Genomic DNA, 18736 nt, shown 5'->3' with positions numbered 1-18736 from the left:
CCGATGGCTAGTGCGGCGCGGTGCTTGCGCTCGGGGCCGGTTCGCGTCGCAGCATGGCCAGCGCGGCCAGCGTGGCATGGACTGCGCCGGTGTCGCGCAGCAACGAGACATGGCCGACGCCGTCGAGCGCGATATGCCTCGCGCCATCCAGCCACGAGGTGCCCCGTGGGCCTGCAATCGAATCATGCCAGCTGAATATGGACACGACGCGCGCCCGCATCTCAGGCGTTTCCGACGCGGCCAGCGATGCCAGCCACGGACTCTGCCATCGCATCTGCCGAGCGTTGCGCCCGCCGCCTAATCGCGCGAGCGCGCAGCCATGATGCGGGCTGCCCAGGGTGACGATGCCCGCGCAGGGGGCGGGATCTCCCGCTTGCGCGGCTAGCACCTGCGCGGCGCGTGCGGCCAGTCCGCCCATGCTGTGGCAGACCAGCAGCGGTGCCCGGCCGGAGCGCGCCCGGATGTCATGCATCCGTGCCAGCAATTGCGGTGCGTAGTCGTCGATGTCGCCCAGCACCGGCGTCAGATCGATACCTTCGCAGCGATAGCCGGCATCGGCCAACGCGGGCGCCATGTCGAGCCAGATCGCGTGATTGCAGCCGTAGCCGTGTACCAGCAGGACATGCGGCGTCGCTGCCAACGGTTGCGACGGGGCCGCGAAGCTCAGGCGTGAGCGGAATGGCTGCAACCAGTTGAACATGCGGAAGACGGCGCGACATTCGGCCAGGAAGCAGCGTAGCGCGGCCGCAGGTCCGATGGGCTTGCGCGCGGGGGCTTGGGAGGGCAGTGGCGGGCGGTGTTCTCTGGCAATGCCGACGCCGCCGAGCGTGGCGCCGAATGCCGTCGCTACGCTGACCCCGAATCCCAACAGCACGGCAACCAGTCCGCTGGCCAGCGCCGCAGTCCACGGCCAGCCATGCGCGAGCGCCAGCCAGGCTGCCAGCGCGCAAGCCGCTGTCGCCTGTACCACCACGGCGGCGCGGCGCGCGGCGGCGGCCGTCAGGTTCATTTCCGGGTCTGGCGCAGGTCGATCAGCCGCGTGCCTGCCAGGCGATCGTGCAGGAATTGACGGCGTGGATCGAGCCAGACCAGCGAGATCCAGATCACCAGTCCGACGGCCAGCACGCCGATGAATGGCCACCGCGTGAGTCCCATAGCGTGGCCCACGGCGGCGGCTGGCGGCAGCCACAGCCAGGCCAGCACGTAGCGCAGCAATGCCTGCGGCCAGCGCGGCGGCTGGCCAGCGGCCGTTTCCAGTCGGAGGCGCCAGGTCTGCATTGCCAGCGTCTGGCCGGAGCGTTGCCAGAACCAGGTGAAGTAGCCGCCAAGCACGATGAATATCCACACCTGGTCTGCATAAGGATGGTCCAGTCCAATCCTGCGCAGCAGAGGGCGGGCCATGACGTGCAACGCGCTGGCGGCCATCAGCACGCCAAACAGCAGCACGCCTTCATAGACCATGCAAAGCAGGCGGCGGCGCAGCGTGGGAATCTGTACCGGATTGGCTGAAATCTGTTCGGGAGCGGCTGGCGTGGCGGCAGGCATGGCGCAAGGCAGGTCGGGTAAGCGGCCATTATGCCAAACACGACGCGCGTGCCGGCTGGATCGCTGGTGCGGCCCCACAGGCGGCCGGCCAGGCGGAGCGGTCGCGGCAGGGCGCCTTACGGGCGCTGCGTTTCGGACTGGTTGATGTCGGTGGCGGCTTCGCCGGTGACGGGCGGGGAGAGCGTGGGCGCCGGGGCGGGCGTGGCGGGCACCGCGGCGGCGGGCGACGCTGCCGCGGGCGATGGTGCGATCGGCGCCGAGGCCGCCGCTGCTCCCGCGATGGCCTGCGTGGCAGGCGCGGAGGCTGGGGCGGCTTCAGGCGCGCTGGCGGGCGGCCTGGTCTGCGGATGGAGCTGCCGGCTTGTGTCCGCCGGCGGGCGTTTGCCCGATGGCAGAGCGCTGACGGCGCCGGGGTGGCGCGGCACCTTTTCGGCGGCGGCCAGCTTCTTCTTCTGCTCTTCAGGCAGTTGCTGGTAGCGGTCCCATGCCTCGGCTTTCTTTTCCTGCGGGAGCTGGCGCGTGATCTGGTAGTTCTCGCGTGCCAGGCGGCGTTGCTGCGGCGTCATCCTGACCCACTCCGCCATGCGTTCCTGCAGGCGTTGCTGCTCTTCGGGCTTGAGCTTGGGGTACAGATCGGCAATGCGCTGCCACTTGCGGCGGTTCAGCTCGGGAATGGTGTCCCAGAGCGGCTGCAGCGGCAACAGAATCTGCTGATGCGTTGCCGACAGCTCGCTCCACGTGGGGTGGGTGTTGATGACCGGACGCGCAGCCGGCTGGCTGGCGGCCTGGGCGCGCGGCCCCTGAGCATGTGCCGCGCCGATCACGGCATCGACCGAAAGTGCAGCAACGGTCGCGGCGGCGGCAAACAGTGCGGCAAGCCGGCGACGGATCGCGTCGGTATGGAAGGTTGCGCGCGCCATCTTATTGATCGTCGCGGTCGCGCTTCAGGAACACGTGGAAGCCCTGGTCGGCGTAGGCCGTGGGCGGCAGATCGTCAAGCAGCATCGCGGCGTCCACATCCGCGAGTTCTTCCAGGCGTTGCTGTTGCTGCCAGTGGTAGATGCCAAGCAGGCCGGTACCCAGCGCGATCAGCGTCCACACCAGGGCGAGCTTGCGCAGCCATGCCCCAGCTCGGTGCAGCGGTGTATCGTCCTCGTCATCGAAGGCGTAGCCGTGTGGTGCACCCGGCAGGGCCAGTTGCGGGACGTGAGCGGTCGCTTCTGCTTTCTTGGCAGCCAGTGCCATCCGCCGTGCGGCTGAGAGCCGTTCGGAAATGTCACGCGGCAGCGCCTCCGCCGAGGCATCGAGTGCCAAGCGGATTTCGTGGGCGAATCGCCGTTCCTGGATTTCTCGTTCGTTTCTGCTCATAGTCGGACTCCGCGCGCGCGCAAGGCTTGCGCCAGCGTATGCGTGGCACGGGAACAGTGCGTCTTGACGCTGCCTTCCGAGCAACCCATCACGGCTGCGGTTTCGGCTACGTCCATATCCTCCCAGTAACGCATCAGGAAAGCCTCGCGTTGACGTGTTGGCAGTCGCTGGATTTCCTGTTCGATGATCGCCATGACCTGCGCCCGCTCGACCTTGTCGGCGCTGCTTTCGGCCGACTCCGTTCCGGCTTGGGCTTCCAATGTGTCCAGCAGGTCGCTGTCGTCGCCATCGCGCTCGTCACGCAGGTTCGAGAACAGCGTTACCCATGTATTGCGTACCTTCTGGCGCCGGAACCAGTCGTGGATGGTGTTCTGCAGAATCCGCTGAAACAGCGGCGGCAGCTCGGTGGCGCTCTTGTCACCGTACTTTTCCGCCAGCTTGATCATGGCGTCCTGCACGATGTCCAGCGCCGCTTCATCGTCACGCACGGCGAAAACGGCCTGTTTAAAGGCGCGCCGTTCGACACTGGCGAGAAAGTCTGAGAGTTCCTTATCGGTGGCCATGCAGGCGAAAACAGCGATTGGGCGGAAGAGGGCCAGGCCAAATGTGCCGCGAAAGTCCTGCGGCATCCCGGAAATGTCTGCGATCCTAGCAAAAAACAGCCGCACTCTGCCACTGCTGTATGCAAGAGCAGACATGATCCCCCGGTTGCGCTATGGCGCCGCTGTCGTGTCATCAATGACTGGCGGGCCGGCCATGCAAAAAGTTCCTTCGATGCATTTACCGCACTGGTGCATTGCAGTATCATCGACGGTTCACGACATCAGTGGTTGTCTCATCAGACCGCTTATAAGGCGGTCTCTTCATGCAGACGCGCACCGCTTGAACCCGAGCCACAAGCCCGGCAGAGAGCATCCAAACAATTTTTTGCCGAAAATTGCAAAGGACAGAAATGAACATGCCCAGCGCGGAATTCTCCCACGCAGACAGCAATTCATCCTCCGGTCGGGAAATGATCGGAGCGGAAATCCTCGTCAACGCACTTGCCGAAGAAGGCGTCGAGTACGTCTGGGGTTACCCCGGCGGCGCAGTGCTCTATATCTACGACGAGCTCCACAAGCAAAAGAAATTCGAACACATCCTGGTTCGCCATGAGCAGGCCGCCGTGCATGCCGCTGACGGCTATGCCCGTGCGACTGGCAAGGTTGGCGTTGCACTGGTGACTTCGGGCCCTGGCGTGACCAACGCCGTGACCGGCATCGCCACCGCCTATCTGGACTCGATCCCGATGGTGGTGATCACCGGTAACGTCCCGACGCACGCCATTGGTCAAGATGCGTTCCAGGAATGCGACACCGTCGGCATCACGCGTCCGATCGTCAAGCACAACTTCCTCGTGAAGGACGTGCGCGATCTGGCCGCGACGATCAAGAAGGCGTTCTTCATCGCCGCTACCGGCCGTCCCGGCCCCGTGGTGGTCGATATTCCGAAGGACGTGTCGCGTAACGCCTGCCGCTTCGAGTATCCGAAGACGGTGGACATGCGTTCGTACAACCCGGTGAACAAGGGCCATGCTGGCCAGATCCGCAAGGCCGTGGCACTGCTGCAGGCCGCCGAGCGTCCGTATATCTATTCGGGCGGCGGCGTCGTGCTGGCGAACGCCAGCGACGAGCTGCGCGAGCTGGCCGCACTGACCGGTCACCCTGTCACCAACACGCTGATGGGCCTGGGCGCGTTCCCGGGCACGCACAAGCAGTTCGTCGGCATGCTCGGCATGCACGGCACGTATGAAGCCAACATGGCCATGCAGAACTGTGACGTGCTGATCGCCATCGGCGCCCGCTTTGACGACCGCGTGATCGGCAACCCGTCGCACTTCACCGCGCAGGCCCGCAAGATCATCCACATCGATATCGATCCCTCGTCGATCTCGAAGCGCGTCAAGGTGGACATTCCCATCGTTGGCAACGTCAAGGATGTGCTGCAGGAACTGATCGCCCAGATCAAGGCCAGCGACGTCAAGCCCAAGCGCGAGTCACTGGCGAAGTGGTGGGATCAGATCGAGCAATGGCGTTCGGTGGACTGCCTCAAGTACGACCGCAATTCCGAGATCATCAAGCCGCAGTACGTGGTGGAGAAGATCTGGGAACTGACCAAGGGCGATGCGTTCATCTGCTCCGACGTCGGTCAGCACCAGATGTGGGCAGCGCAGTTCTACAAGTTCAACGAACCGCGCCGCTGGATCAACTCCGGTGGCCTGGGCACGATGGGCGTGGGCCTGCCGTACGCGATGGGCATCAAGAAGGCGTTCCCGGACAAGGAAGTCGTCACCATTACCGGTGAAGGTTCGATCCAGATGTGCATCCAGGAACTGTCGACCTGCCTGCAGTACGACACCCCGGTCAAGATCTGCTCGCTGAACAACGGCTATCTGGGCATGGTGCGTCAGTGGCAGGAAATCGAGTACGACAACCGCTACTCGCATTCCTACATGCAGGCACTGCCCGACTTTGTGAAGCTGGCCGAGTCGTATGGCCACGTTGGCCTGCGTGTCGAAAAGACCGCCGACGTTGAGCCCGCGCTGCGCGAGGCGTTCCGCCTGAAGGACCGTACCGTGTTCCTGGACTTCCAGACCGACCCCACGGAAAACGTGTGGCCGATGGTGCAGGCCGGCAAGGGTATCTCCGAAATGCTGCTTGGCGCGGAGGACCTGTAATGCGACACATCATCTCGGTCCTGCTGGAAAACGAACCCGGTGCGCTGTCGCGTGTGGTGGGCCTGTTCTCGGCACGTGGATATAACATCGAGACGCTGACGGTGGCTCCCACCGAAGATGCGTCGCTGTCGCGGATGACCATCGTCACCACCGGCTCGGATGACGTGATCGAGCAGATCACGAAGCATCTGAACCGTCTGGTGGAAGTGGTCAAGGTGGTGGACCTGACCGAAGGCGCGCATATCGAGCGCGAGCTGATGCTCGTGAAGGTGCGTGCCGTGGGCAAGGAGCGCGAGGAAATGAAGCGCACCGCCGACATCTTCCGTGGCCGCATCATCGACGTGACCGAAAAGACGTACACCATCGAGCTGACCGGCAACGGCGGCAAGCTGGATGCGTTCCTCGATGCTATCGACCGTACCGCGATTCTGGAAACCGTCCGCACTGGCGGTTCCGGCATCGGTCGGGGCGAGCGCATCCTGAAGGTCTGACCGGCGCCCCCGGCAACAGAGCACGGCCACAAGCCGACAGCAGTATCCCGAAGCGGCGCGACGCATCCACTGATCAGTAGACGTTGCGCCGCCACCCCAATACGAAGATTTGAGAAATTGAAGGAACCATCATGAAAGTGTTTTACGACAAGGACGCCGACCTCTCCCTCATCAAAGGCAAGAACGTCACCATCATCGGTTATGGCTCGCAAGGCCACGCCCACGCGCTGAACCTGAAGGAATCGGGCGTGAACGTGACGGTCGGCCTGCGTAAGAGCGGCGCGTCGTGGAACAAGGCCGTCAACGCTGGCCTGCAGGTCAAGGAAGTGGCCGAAGCCGTGAAGGGCGCCGATGTGGTCATGATCCTGCTGCCGGACGAGCAGATCGCCGACGTGTACAAGAACGAAGTGCACGCCAACATCAAGGAAGGCGCTGCGCTGGCCTTCGCGCACGGCTTCAACGTGCACTACGGCGCCGTGATTCCGCGTGCCGACCTGGACGTGATCATGATCGCCCCGAAGGCTCCGGGCCACACCGTTCGCTCGACGTACTCGCAAGGTGGCGGCGTGCCGCACCTGATCGCCGTGCATCAGAACAAGTCCGGCGCTGCCCGTGACATCGCGCTGTCGTACGCAACCGCCAACGGCGGCGGCCGTGCCGGCATCATCGAAACGAACTTCCGCGAAGAAACCGAAACCGACCTGTTCGGCGAGCAGGCCGTGCTGTGCGGCGGTACCGTCGAGCTGATCAAGGCTGGCTTCGAGACGCTGGTGGAAGCCGGCTATGCTCCGGAAATGGCGTACTTCGAGTGCCTGCACGAACTGAAGCTGATCGTCGACCTGATCTACGAAGGCGGCATCGCCAACATGAACTACTCGATCTCGAACAACGCTGAATATGGTGAGTACGTCACCGGTCCGCGCGTTGTGACCGAAGAGACCAAGAAGGCCATGAAGCAATGCCTGACGGACATCCAGACGGGTGAGTACGCCAAGAGCTTCCTGCTGGAAAACAAGGCCGGCGCCCCGACGCTGATCTCGCGCCGCCGCCTGACGGCCGAGCACCAGATCGAGGAAGTGGGTGCGAAGCTGCGCGCGATGATGCCGTGGATCGCCAAGAACAAGCTGGTCGACCAGTCGAAGAACTAAGCAGTACGGGCAATAGCAGGGTGCTCTGGCCGATCCGGCCCGACACCCTGCGATGCCACGGCCGCCCAGTCGGCCGCCGGTCTTTGCGCTTGCACAAGACATTTCGGCGGACACTGGGCGGCTTTTTGTTATCCTTGTCGGACTTTTTCGGGCGCAGGCCTGAATTTTTCTTATATTTCGCATCGACAGCCCCCGAAACCTTGCGCGTGAAGCCATCCGCGCGGGTTTGCCAGTGGGGTGTGTAGATCCGTGCGACCAACAAAACAACGCTTGCATGAACTATCCTCATCCGCTGATCGCCCGTGAAGGCTGGCCGTTCCTGGTCGGCGCTTTCATCATCTCGCTGCTGGTGCATGTCAGCGCGGGCTTCTGGTGGGCGTTGCCGCTGTGGATCATCACGATTTTCGTGCTGCAGTTCTTCCGCGATCCGCCGCGGCCGATTCCGTCGGCGCCAAATGCCATCCTGGCACCGGCCGATGGCCGCATCGTCGTGGTGGAGAAGACCCAGGACCCGTACGCCGGCCGCGAAGCGCTGAAGATCAGCGTGTTCATGAACGTGTTCAACGTGCATTCGAACCGTGCGTCGCTGGACGGCAAGGTCGAAAAGCTCGAGTACTTCCCGGGCAAGTTCGTCAACGCGGATCTGGACAAGGCTTCGCTCGAAAACGAGCGCAACGCGGTGGTGATCCGCCGCGCGGCTGATGGTCAGCTGGTCACGCTGGTGCAGGTTGCCGGTCTGGTGGCACGCCGTATCCTGTGCTACACCAAGGTGGGCGATACGCTGTCCCGTGGCCAACGCTATGGTTTCATCCGCTTCGGCTCGCGCGTGGACGTGTACCTGCCTGTGGATGCCCGTCCGCGTGTGACGATCGGCGAAAAGGTATCGGCCTCGTCGACCGTGCTCGCCGAGCTGGACGTCCAGGCCTGAAGCCGGACCGGTCAGCAACAGGAGACCTGGCATGGGTGCCTTCAACCGACGCAACAAACGCGCGAGTAGTGGCAACGTGACGCACCTGCGTCCGTTCCGCCATAACCAGCTGCGCAACGACGCCGCCTACGACGAAGCCGACGAGCACGACATCGAGTACGTGCGTCCGCGCCGCCGGGGCATCTACCTGCTACCCAACGCCTTCACGACGGCGGCACTGTTCGCGGGTTTTTTCGCGATCGTGCAGGCCATGAACATGCGCTTCGATGTGGCAGCCATCGCGATCTTCGCGGCGATGGTGCTCGATGGCATGGACGGCCGCGTGGCGCGTATCACCAACACGCAGAGCGCCTTTGGCGAGCAGTACGACTCGCTGTCCGACATGACTTCGTTCGGCGTTGCGCCGGCGCTGGTGATGTACGAGTGGATCCTGCATGACCTGGGCAAGTGGGGCTGGATTGCCGCATTCGTCTATTGCACCTGCGCGGCGCTGCGGCTGGCCCGTTTCAATGCCAACATCGGCGTAGTGGACAAGCGCTTCTTCCAGGGCTTGCCAAGCCCGGCGGCAGCGGCGCTGGTGGCGGGCTTTGTCTGGCTGGCCATCGACAACAAGCTGCCGGTGAAGGAGCTGTGGATGCCGTGGGTCGCGTTTGGCATCACGCTCTATGCTGGTTTGTCGATGGTGTCGAACGCGCCGTTCTACAGCGGCAAGGCGCTCGACGTGCGCTACCGCGTGCCGTTTGGCATGATGGTCCTGGTACTGGTGCTGTTCGTCATCATTTCGTCGGACCCGCCGGTGGCACTGTTCGGCCTGTTCGTCGCTTATGCGATCTCCGGCTACCTGCTGTGGGCCTGGCGTGCGTTGCACGGGCAGCCCGGCGGCGTCGGTAAGGCGCGTCAGGCCGGTGGCGGTAACGGTACCGGTAACGGCAATTGACCGAATCTCAAAAAAGGGCGCCTTGTAGGCGCCCTTTGTTTTTTTGTGTGTTGTAGTCCGTTGTAACCACCCCAAGGAGAATGTCATGGGCATGTTTGATTTCATCAAGGACGCGGGAGAGAAGCTGTTTGGCAAGGGTGAGGCCAAGGCCGCGCAGGAAGCCGCCGCCGCCGACCCTGGTGCGGCCGAAAAGGCCGAAGCCGCCAACCGGGCGGCTGGTGATGCCATCGAGGCTTATATCGCGCAGATGGGGCTGTCCGCCACCGGGCTGACCGTGACCGTGGATGGTTCGCAGGGCAAGGTCACGGTATTCGGCGTGGCAGCGGATCAGGCCACGCGCGAGAAGATCATCCTGTGCTGCGGCAACGTCGAGGGCGTGGATTCGGTTGAGGACAAGATGTCGGTCAACGTGGAGACTGCCGAGTCGCAATGGCACACCGTGGTGAAGGGCGACACGCTCTGGGCCATTTCCCAGGCCGCTTACGGCAATGGCGCCGAGTACAACAAGATCTTCGAGGCCAACAAGCCGATGCTGACGCACCCGGACAAGATCTATCCCGGCCAGAAATTGCGCATTCCTCCCAAATAACAGGGTTGTAGCCGGTTGCGCGGTCGCAGCAAACCGGCTATAGTCGCCGACATGATTTCGCGCCAGACCCTAATCGCCCGCACCACCCTAGGTGGCCTACTAGGCCATCAGGTCGGGACGCGCGCGCGCTAAGGGATTCGGATTACCGCCCTGGCGCGGAAATCACCAGGATTTTTTGAACGCCCCGGCCTGCATCGATGCACGCCGGGGCGTTTTGCATTCCGATCCGAATGCCCGGCGTGGTGAATGCAGGTCCGCGGTACAGCACATAAGGCACAGCCCAGGAGCTCCACAAAATGTCTGACAAACTCATCATTTTCGACACCACCTTGCGCGACGGCGAGCAGTCCCCCGGTGCGTCCATGACCCGCGAGGAAAAGATCCGCATTGCGCGTCAACTGGAGCGCCTGAAGGTCGATGTGATCGAGGCGGGCTTTGCGGCCAGCTCCAATGGCGACTTCGAAGCGATCCGCTCGATTGCCCAGGTCGTCAAGGATTCGACGATCTGCTCGCTGGCTCGTGCCAACGACAAGGACATCGCGCGTGCAGCCGAAGCGCTGAAGCCGGCCAACTCGTTCCGTATCCATACGTTCATCGCCACATCGGCGCTGCACATGGAGAAGAAACTCCGCATGACGCCGGATCAGGTCTATGAACAGGCCCGCCTGGCCGTGCGGTTCGCGCGCCAGTTCACCGATGACATCGAGTTCTCGCCGGAAGACGGCAGCCGCTCGGACATGGATTTCCTGTGCCGCGTGCTCGAAGGCGTCATCGCCGAAGGCGCGACGACGATCAACCTGCCCGACACCGTTGGCTACGCCGTGCCGGAAGGTTACGCCGACCTGATCCGCTCGGTCCGCGAGCGCATTCCGAATTCGGACAAGGCTGTCTGGTCGGTGCATTGCCACAATGACCTGGGCATGGCCGTGGCCAACTCGCTGGCCGCCGTGAAGCTTGGTGGCGCCCGCCAGATCGAATGCACGATCAACGGCCTGGGCGAGCGCGCCGGCAACACGAGCCTGGAAGAAGTGGTGATGGCCGTGAAGACGCGCCGCGACTACTTCGATCTCGATGTCGGTATCGATACCACGCAGATCGTGCCGGCCTCGAAGCTCGTCTCGCAGGTGACCGGTTTCGTCGTGCAGCCGAACAAGGCCGTGGTGGGCGCCAACGCGTTCGCCCATGCGTCGGGCATCCATCAGGATGGCGTGCTCAAGGCGCGCGACACCTACGAGATCATGCGTGCAGAGGACGTGGGCTGGACCGCCAACAAGATCGTGCTGGGCAAGCTCTCGGGCCGCAATGCATTCAAGCAGCGCCTGCATGAGCTGGGCATCGAGCTTGAGAGCGAAGCCGAGGTCAATGCCGCGTTTGCCCGCTTCAAGGAACTGGCTGACCAGAAGGCCGAGATCTTCGACGAGGACATCCTGGCAATCGTTTCGGACGAAGAGCAGGAAAACGCCAACGAGCACTACCGTTTCGTGTCGCTGTCTCAGCGTTCGGAAACCGGTGAGCGCCCGCACGCCCGCGTGGTGTTCAACGTCGACGGTGCGGAGCAGACCGGCGAAGCCGAAGGCAATGGTCCCGTGGATGCCACGCTGCATGCCATCGAAGGCCGCGTTGGCAGTGGTGCCGAGCTGGTGCTGTACTCCGTGAACGCGATCACGGCGGGCACGCAGGCTCAGGGCGAAGTGACCGTGCGTCTGTCGAAGGCCGGCCGCATCGTCAATGGCGTTGGCACCGACCCGGACATCGTTGCCGCGTCGGCCAAGGCATACCTGGCCGCACTGAACAAGCTGCACGACAAGGCCGTGCAGAAGATCAATCCGCAGATCTGACCTTTACCTGACCTGAATCCTGCGATGCGATGGCGGGGGCTCACAAGGCCCCGGCCGTCATGGACCGCCCGGCTCGTTGCGTATCCCGCATGGCCGGGCGGTTTGTCGTTTATCGGTATGTCGCGTTTATCGAGGGTCGGGTCGATCGCGTAGCGGATCGGGTGTGATCAGCGTGCGGCGCAGCACACCCGCATCGTCGAACATGAAGTTGAACATCGAGTACCACTGGTCCTCGTGCAGGAAGCGATAGCTCCACGCCTCCTGCTTCAGTCGCGGGTAGTACTCGATCGGCTCCCGCGGCGCGCCGAAGTGTTCCCGCACATCCTTCTTGGTCCACACATTGACCTGGGCCTTGTACAGTTCAGTCGTGGTCAGCATCTGGCGGAAGTTCGTCAGCCTGCCGCCCTGATCGAAATCCGCCGCGTATGAGTACTCGCCGAGCGGTTGCTTCGAATAGAACCAGCGCGTGGTGCCGTCATCGAGCCGGTACACATCGGTGGGTTTGCCAAAGGTAGCCTCGACGGCGCTCTGCGGCTGGCCAACGAGCTTCAGGCCGGTATTGACCGGCGCCAACGCCGGACCCAGGCTGCCGCAGCCAGTCAGCGCGGCCGTGGCCAATGCGACGGCGGCGATCCATCGGCGTGCGCCAGCTTTCGGGGATTGGTTCATTTCTGATTGGGGACTGTGCAAAGTGCGTTAATCGTCAGTGTAGCGGTCGGGGCAGGTCTGTGTGTACCATCGCGGCTTTTGCAGGAACAACTGGAGTCTTGATGGGCGGTATCGGAATGAACGGGCTACGGCGCTGGCTCGCTGCGGCGCTGTGCTGCGCGGCCACGGCTGCGGCGGCGCAGCAGCCTTCGGGCGCGCCGATCCGGCTTGGCATGATCGACGGGCTGTCCGGGCCGTTCGCCAACGCTGGGGAAGCCGTGGCGCGCAACCTGCGGATCGCTATCGAGCGCATCAACGCCCGAGGCGGCGTGAAGCTGCCCGATGGTGCCCATCCGCTTGAACTGGTGACGTTCGACAGCAAGGGCAATGTCGACGAAAGCCTGATTCAGTTCCGTGGCCTGGTCGACAAGCGCATCCCGTTCGTTCTGCAAGGCAACAGCTCGGCGGTGGCGAGCGCGCTGGTGGCGGCGATCAACCGTCAGAATCAGCGTCAGCCCGATACCCGCGTGCTGTTCCTGAACTATTCGGCGGTCGATCCCACGCTGACCAACGAGAACTGCAGCTTCTGGCACTTCCGCTTCGACGCCAGCGCGGACATGCGCATGCAGGCACTGACCGAAGCCATTCGCAGCGAGCATGCGGTGCGCAAGGTCTACCTGATCGACCAGGACTACAGCTTCGGCCATCAGGTGGCGCGCTCGGCGCGCGAAATGCTGGCGGCCAAGCGGCCTGATATCCAGATCGTGGGCGACGAATTCCACCCAATCGGCAAGATCAAGGACTTTGCGCCCTACATCGCCAAGATCAAGGCTAGCGGCGCCGACGCCGTGGTCACCGGCAACTGGGGCAATGACCTGACGCTGATGATCAAGGCCGCGCGCGAGGGTGGCCTCAAGGCGCGCTTCTACACGTTCTACGGCAATGGGCTGGGCGCCCCGGCGGCGATGGGTGACGCCGGCGTGGGCCGCGTGCTGGCCGTGGCCGAGTGGCATCCGAACGTGGGCGGCGCGGCGTCCGATGGTTTCTACCAGGCGTTCCGCACACGCTACCCGGACCCCCGCGACGACTACGTGCACCTGCGCATGCAGATGATGGTGGAGATGCTGGCCCGCGCGATCGAGCAGGCCGGCTCCACTGACGCCGTGGCGGTAGCCTATGCCCTGGAGGACATGCGCTTCACCAACGGCTTCCACGAGGCAACCGTACGCGCGGACGACCACCAGGTCCTGCAGCCGCTCTATGTGTCCGTGATGGCAAAGCAAGGCGGGGAAGTCCGCTTCGACAACGAAGGCTCGGGCTACGGGTTCCGGACTGTGAAAAAACTGAAAACGGCTCAGACCACGCTGCCCACCACGTGCCGGATGGAGCGCCCGGCGCGTAACTGAGGCTGCATGGGGCGACAGGTTTCGCCACGGGCGGGAATTCGGCTATAATGCGCGGCTGTCGTTCGCCGGCCAACCGGCTGCGGATGGCAGATGCCAAGTCAAGACAAGGCACGACGCAGGTGGCGCATCCCGCGCTGCGGCGTTCGCAAGTGAAAGGAAATCATCATGGCAGTTGCCAATATCAACAAGTCCGAAGTCATCCAGAAGTTCGCCCGCGGCGCCAACGACACGGGTAGCCCCGAAGTCCAGGTCGCTCTGCTGACCACCCGCATCAACGAACTGACCCCGCACTTCAAGGCCAACATGAAGGATCACCACAGCCGCCGCGGTCTGCTGCGCATGGTGAGCCGTCGTCGTCGCCTGCTGGACTACCTCAAGGCCAACGACGCCGACCGTTACCGCGCCCTGATCGAAGCCCTGGGCCTGCGCAAGTAAGGTCTGCGGATGGCAGCACGGATCCTGCAAGCATTGTTCAAGCACGATTTCACGTGAGGCCACGATGCCTGCGCCAGCACTGCTGGGGCAGGCATTTTGCTTTTCTGGTCCGGCGTTTTCCTGCTGGGCCATGTTGATGTGATGTTCGTTTCACATTGAATCCGGGTAAATATTGCCCGGATGCCGTTGCGCCATGCCGTGCGACGGAGTAAGTTACCTCGCTCTTTCTATTGCTCTGACACACCGGAGCCGGCCAAGGAAACGGGGTTTTGTGTCATTCCATCGCGTACCGCATCGTCACGACGTCACACCGACGGTGGCGCGATGGAATGGCATAGCACTTCCCTGAGACTGCGACCGGGAACAATCCGGCAGTTCGCCTGCCGCTGTGAGCGCAGGCGTTGGCCGGCCGCATTTGTTGTGCGGCAGGCAAGCATGATTCAAGGAACGCTCATGACCATGTTCAATAAGATCGTCAAGGAATTCCAGTGGGGCCAGCATACGGTCCGCATGGAAACCGGCGAAATCGCGCGCCAGGCATCCGGTGCCGTGATCGTCGATGTGGAAGACACCGTGGTGCTGGCCACCGTGGTGGCAGCCAAGAGCCCGAAGGCGGGCCAGGATTTCTTCCCGCTGACCGTCGACTACATCGAAAAGACCTACGCCGCCGGCAAGATCCCGGGTGGCTTCTTCAAGCGTGAAGGCCGTCCGTCGGAAAACGAGACGCTGACCTCGCGCCTGATCGACCGTCCGCTGCGCCCGCTCTTCCCGGAAGGCTTCTACAACGACGTGCAGGTGGTGATCCACGTGCTGTCGATCAACCCGGAAGTGCCGGCCGACATCCCGGCCCTGATCGCCTCGTCGGCCGCGCTGGCCGTGTCGGGTATTCCGTTCAACGGCCCGGTGGGCGCCGCCCGCGTTGGCTACAAGGATGGCCAGTACCTGCTGAACCCGACCCGTTCGCAGATCGCCGCTTCGGAACTGGACCTCGTTGTGGCCGGTACCGAGCGCGCCGTGCTGATGGTGGAATCGGAAGCCAACCAGCTGTCGGAAGACGTGATGCTGGGCGCCGTGGTGTATGGCCACGAGCAGATGCAGATCGCCGTCAACGCCATTCACGAACTGGTGCGTGAAGGTGGCAAGCCCGAGTGGGACTGGGCACCGGCCGCCAAGAACGAGGCCCTGATCGCCAAGGTCAGCGAGATCGGCCTGCCGCTGCTGCAGGAAACGTATCAGCTGCGTCAGAAGTCGGCCCGTAGCGCCAAGCTGAAGGAAGTCTACGCAACCGTGCAGCAAAAGCTGGCCGAAGCCGGCGTGGAAGCTGACAAGGTGGAAGTCGGCAACGTCCTGTTCGACCTCGAAGCGAAGATCGTGCGTGGCCAGATCCTGGCAGGCGAGCCGCGTATCGACGGCCGCGACACGCGCACCGTTCGTCCGATCGAGATCCGCTCGTCGGTTCTGCCGCGCGCCCACGGTTCGTCGCTGTTCACGCGTGGCGAAACGCAGGCACTGGCAGTGGCCACGCTGGGCACCAAGAGCGACGAGCAGATCATCGACGCGCTCGCCGGCGAATACCGCGACCGCTTCATGCTCCACTACAACATGCCGCCGTTCGCCACGGGCGAAACCGGCCGCGTGGGCAGCCCGAAGCGCCGTGAAATCGGTCACGGCCGTCTGGCCAAGCGCGCTCTGATCCCGGTGCTGCCGAAGGAAGACGAGTTCGCCTATACGATCCGTCTGGTGTCGGAAATCACCGAATCGAACGGTTCCTCGTCGATGGCATCGGTGTGCGGCGGCTGCCTGGCACTGATGGACGCCGGCGTTCCGGTCAAGGCGCACGTTGCCGGCGTGGCAATGGGCCTGATCCTGGAAGGCAACAAGTTTGCCGTGCTGACCGACATCCTGGGCGATGAAGATCACCTGGGCGACATGGACTTCAAGGTTGCCGGTACCGATACGGGTATCACCGCGCTGCAGATGGACATCAAGGTGCAGGGCATCACCAAGGAAATCATGCAGGTTGCACTGGCGCAAGCCCGTGACGGTCGCATGCACATCCTGGGCAAGATGCAGGAAGCGATGGGCCATGCTCGCACCGAGCTGTCCGCGCATGCTCCGCGCATGATCACGATGAAGATCCATCCGGACAAGATCCGCGAAGTGATCGGCAAGGGTGGCTCGACCATCCAGGCGCTGACCAAGGAAACCGGTACGACCATCGACATTCAGGAAGACGGCACGATCACGATCGCATCGACTTCCAACGAAGGCATGGCGGAAGCCAAGCGCCGCATCGAAGGCATCACCGCGGAAGCCGAAGTGGGCAAGATCTACGCCGGTACCGTGCTGAAGCTGCTGGACTTCGGCGCCATCGTGAACATCCTGCCGGGCAAGGACGGTCTGCTGCATATCTCGGAGATCGTCAACGAGCGCGTGAAGGACATCAAGGACTGGCTGAAGGAAGGCCAGCAGGTTCGCGTGAAGCTGATCCAGGCTGACGAGAAGGGTCGTCTGCGTCTGTCGCTGAAGGCTGCGCTGGCGGAAGAGGGCGGCAGCATCAGCCCGATCGTCCAGCAAGGCGACGCAGCGGCACCGGCCTCGCCGGAGCAGCAGCAATAAGCTGAAGCCCTACAGGCAGTACCGATAAAAGCGGCTGGCGATGTCCAGCCGCTTTTTTGTTTACACTGCCGGTCAGTCTTCAATCCGCCATTCGCGCGACGTGTATGCGCGTCGCGCGACGCGTCCCCGACATTAATGAGGAGTCATCATGAAAGCCATCGAGATCCGTGAATACGGCGGCCCTGAAGTCCTGCAGGAAACGCAGCGTCCCGATCCGGAGCCGAAGGCCGGTGAAATCCTGATTCGCGTGGCCGCCGCGGGTATCAATCGTCCCGATGTGTTCCAGCGTACCGGCAACTATCCCGTGCCGCCGGGCGCGTCGGATCTGCCTGGCCTTGAAGTTGCTGGTGTGGTGGTCGGTGGCGACCTGTCGAACTCTGCCAACCGTTTTGGCCTCAAGGTGGGCGACCGTGTCTGCGCGCTGGTGCAGGGTGGTGGCTACGCGGAGCTGTGCACCGCGCCGATCGAGCAATGCCTGCCGGTGCCCGAAGGACTGAGCGATATCGAGGCCGCTGCGTTGCCGGAAACGTTCTTCACGGTGTGGAGCAATGTCTTCGATCGCGGCCAGTTGGGCAAGGGGCCGCGCGGTGCCGCGGAAACGCTGCTGATCCAGGGCGGGTCGAGCGGCATCGGCACCACGGCCATCCAGATTGCCAAGGCGATGGGCTTCAAGGTGTTCGTGACCGCTGGCAGCGATGACAAGTGCAAGGCCTGCGAAGATCTTGGCGCCGATCGCGCGATCAACTATAAGACGCAGGATTTTGCGGCCGAAGTGAAGGCGCTGACGGAAGGCAAGGGCGTCGATGTGATTCTCGACATGGTGGCCGGCTCGTACCTGGCGCGCGAACTGTCGTGCATCGCCGATGATGGCCGTATCGTCATCATTGCGCTGCTGGGTGGCGGCAAGGCCGAGATTCCGCTCGGCGATATCCTGCGCAGGCGTATCACGGTCACGGGTTCGACGCTGCGTCCGCGTCCGGCATCGTTCAAGGGCGCGATTGCGCAAGCGCTGCACCAGAACGTCTGGCCGCTGCTGGCCGCGGGCAAAATCAAGCCCGTCATCTACAAGGTGTTCCCGGCGGCGCAGGCCGCGGATGCTCACCGTCTGATGGAATCGAGCGAGCACACCGGCAAGATCGTGTTGACCTGGTAAGGCTGCTCACGGCCTGCACAATCGCATCGCAGTGGGTGCGATTGTGGGCCGACGGCCACTGGCCGTCCGCAAATGTCCGCCGTGCGCTGGCGGCACCCCCTTGACCACGCTACAATAGCCGGTTTGATTCAAGAGGGGACCCTTGTGAGACAAAAGCTGGTCATCGGCAATTGGAAGATGCATGGCAGCCTGGCGGCCAACGCTGCGCTGCTGGACGCCATCAAGGCAGCGCCAGCCAAGGCGAAACTGGCTGTTTGCGCACCGTTTCCCTACCTTGCCCAGTGCCAGTCGCAGCTCACCGGATCCCAAGTGTCCTGGGGTGCCCAGGATACTTCCGCCGAGACGCGTGGCGCGTTCACTGGTGAAGTCGCCGCGCCGATGCTGGCTGAATTCGGCTGCGCATATGTTCTGGTGGGTCACTCCGAGCGTCGCACCTATCATGGCGAAACCGATGCAATCGTAGCCGCCAAGGCACTGCGAGCGCTGGAGTCGGGTATCGTCCCCGTGGTCTGCGTTGGCGAAACGCTGGCGGAGCGCGAGGCTGGTCAGACCGAAGCCGTGGTGGGGCGTCAGCTGCAGGCGGTGCTCGATGCGCTGTCTATCGAACAGCTTGGTCGAATTGTTCTGGCCTATGAGCCCGTGTGGGCCATTGGTACTGGAAAGACGGCGACCAGCGAGCAGGCTCAGGCCGTGCACGCGGCATTGCGCGCGCAGGTGGTTCGCAAGGATGCGGCGGTAGCCCAGCGCATGGCCATTCTGTACGGCGGCAGTGTCAAGCCGGACAATGCGGCCGAACTGTTTTCAATGTCCGATATCGACGGGGGGCTGATTGGCGGCGCCTCGCTGAAGGCGGATGATTTCCTCGCGATCGGCAACGCCTGAATGCCGGATGCGACTGACTGATCAGGCAAGTAC

General features: G+C 63.3%; 18 protein-coding genes. 12 read left to right on the top strand and 6 right to left on the bottom strand.

Features of this window, described 5'->3' with window-relative positions:
• Positions 1-7: 7 nt before the first annotated feature.
• The 5 genes from AC3FLX_RS18515 to AC3FLX_RS18495 form a co-directional block, all read right to left on the bottom strand.
• Positions 8-1009 carry an esterase/lipase family protein gene (locus tag AC3FLX_RS18515; RefSeq protein ID WP_488698765.1) on the bottom strand — a complete coding sequence of 334 codons (1002 nt, stop codon included), beginning with the start codon at positions 1007-1009 and terminating at the stop codon, positions 8-10.
• Positions 1006-1545: an RDD family protein gene (locus AC3FLX_RS18510; protein WP_488698764.1), complete on the bottom strand. Its 540-nt coding sequence runs from the start codon at positions 1543-1545 to the stop codon at positions 1006-1008. Before AC3FLX_RS18510 ends, AC3FLX_RS18515 begins: the two co-directional genes overlap by 4 nt.
• Before the next feature lie 116 nt (positions 1546-1661).
• On the bottom strand, positions 1662-2465 hold the full coding sequence (locus AC3FLX_RS18505; protein WP_488698763.1) for a DUF3106 domain-containing protein: 804 nt from the start codon (positions 2463-2465) through the stop codon (positions 1662-1664).
• 1 nt (position 2466) lies between these two features.
• On the bottom strand, positions 2467-2913 hold the full coding sequence (locus AC3FLX_RS18500; RefSeq protein WP_488698762.1) for a DUF3619 family protein: 447 nt from the start codon (positions 2911-2913) through the stop codon (positions 2467-2469).
• Positions 2910-3476, bottom strand: a complete 567-nt coding sequence (locus AC3FLX_RS18495; RefSeq protein ID WP_488698761.1) for an RNA polymerase sigma factor — start codon at positions 3474-3476, stop codon at positions 2910-2912. The genes AC3FLX_RS18500 and AC3FLX_RS18495 overlap by 4 nt, the downstream gene beginning before the upstream one ends.
• A gap of 389 nt (positions 3477-3865) precedes the next feature.
• On the opposite strand from AC3FLX_RS18495, the gene AC3FLX_RS18490 reads away from it, so the two are divergent.
• From AC3FLX_RS18490 to AC3FLX_RS18460, 7 genes are all read left to right on the top strand, one after another.
• A complete protein-coding gene (locus AC3FLX_RS18490) occupies positions 3866-5629 on the top strand; it encodes an acetolactate synthase 3 catalytic subunit (protein ID WP_488698760.1) in 1764 nt (587 codons plus the stop codon).
• The gene (gene ilvN / locus AC3FLX_RS18485) at positions 5629-6120 is read left to right on the top strand and encodes an acetolactate synthase small subunit (RefSeq protein WP_008643328.1); all 492 of its coding nucleotides are present in this window, start codon (positions 5629-5631) and stop codon (positions 6118-6120) included. The genes AC3FLX_RS18490 and ilvN overlap by 1 nt, the downstream gene beginning before the upstream one ends.
• 131 nt (positions 6121-6251) lie before the next feature.
• Positions 6252-7268, top strand: a complete 1017-nt coding sequence (ilvC, locus tag AC3FLX_RS18480; protein ID WP_238259398.1) for a ketol-acid reductoisomerase — start codon at positions 6252-6254, stop codon at positions 7266-7268.
• Between the two features lie 274 nt (positions 7269-7542).
• On the top strand, positions 7543-8196 hold the full coding sequence (locus AC3FLX_RS18475) for a phosphatidylserine decarboxylase (protein WP_488698759.1): 654 nt from the start codon (positions 7543-7545) through the stop codon (positions 8194-8196).
• A gap of 31 nt (positions 8197-8227) precedes the next feature.
• The gene (pssA, locus tag AC3FLX_RS18470; RefSeq protein WP_488698758.1) at positions 8228-9133 is read left to right on the top strand and encodes a CDP-diacylglycerol--serine O-phosphatidyltransferase; all 906 of its coding nucleotides are present in this window, start codon (positions 8228-8230) and stop codon (positions 9131-9133) included.
• Between the two features lie 85 nt (positions 9134-9218).
• Positions 9219-9722, top strand: a complete 504-nt coding sequence (lysM, locus tag AC3FLX_RS18465; RefSeq protein ID WP_488698757.1) for a peptidoglycan-binding protein LysM — start codon at positions 9219-9221, stop codon at positions 9720-9722.
• A gap of 296 nt (positions 9723-10018) precedes the next feature.
• Positions 10019-11560: a 2-isopropylmalate synthase gene (locus tag AC3FLX_RS18460; protein WP_488698756.1), complete on the top strand. Its 1542-nt coding sequence runs from the start codon at positions 10019-10021 to the stop codon at positions 11558-11560.
• A gap of 126 nt (positions 11561-11686) precedes the next feature.
• Here AC3FLX_RS18460 and AC3FLX_RS18455 read toward each other — a convergent pair whose 3' ends face one another.
• Positions 11687-12229, bottom strand: a complete 543-nt coding sequence (locus AC3FLX_RS18455; RefSeq protein WP_488698755.1) for a hypothetical protein — start codon at positions 12227-12229, stop codon at positions 11687-11689.
• Between the two features lie 101 nt (positions 12230-12330).
• Between AC3FLX_RS18455 and AC3FLX_RS18450 the strand changes: the two genes are divergently transcribed.
• The 5 genes from AC3FLX_RS18450 (at position 12331) to tpiA (ending at position 18703) form a co-directional block, all read left to right on the top strand.
• Positions 12331-13614 carry a branched-chain amino acid ABC transporter substrate-binding protein gene (locus AC3FLX_RS18450; protein ID WP_488698754.1) on the top strand — a complete coding sequence of 428 codons (1284 nt, stop codon included), beginning with the start codon at positions 12331-12333 and terminating at the stop codon, positions 13612-13614.
• 165 nt (positions 13615-13779) lie between these two features.
• Entirely contained in the window at positions 13780-14049 is a 270-nt protein-coding gene (gene rpsO, locus AC3FLX_RS18445; RefSeq protein WP_488698753.1) for a 30S ribosomal protein S15, read from the top strand.
• Positions 14050-14502: 453 nt separating this feature from the next.
• On the top strand, positions 14503-16668 hold the full coding sequence (gene pnp, locus AC3FLX_RS18440; RefSeq protein WP_488698752.1) for a polyribonucleotide nucleotidyltransferase: 2166 nt from the start codon (positions 14503-14505) through the stop codon (positions 16666-16668).
• 148 nt (positions 16669-16816) lie between these two features.
• A complete protein-coding gene (locus AC3FLX_RS18435) occupies positions 16817-17821 on the top strand; it encodes an NAD(P)H-quinone oxidoreductase (protein WP_488698751.1) in 1005 nt (334 codons plus the stop codon).
• A 144-nt stretch (positions 17822-17965) separates the two neighbouring features.
• Positions 17966-18703 (top strand): triose-phosphate isomerase, encoded by a 738-nt coding sequence (gene tpiA / locus AC3FLX_RS18430; RefSeq protein ID WP_488698960.1) that lies wholly within the window; start codon positions 17966-17968, stop codon positions 18701-18703.
• Positions 18704-18736 lie beyond the last annotated feature (33 nt).

Source organism: Cupriavidus sp. 291-E7 (genome assembly GCF_057798835.1).
The sequence above is the reverse complement of the archived record's forward strand: the minus strand, read 5'-3'. Positions and strand labels throughout refer to the sequence as shown.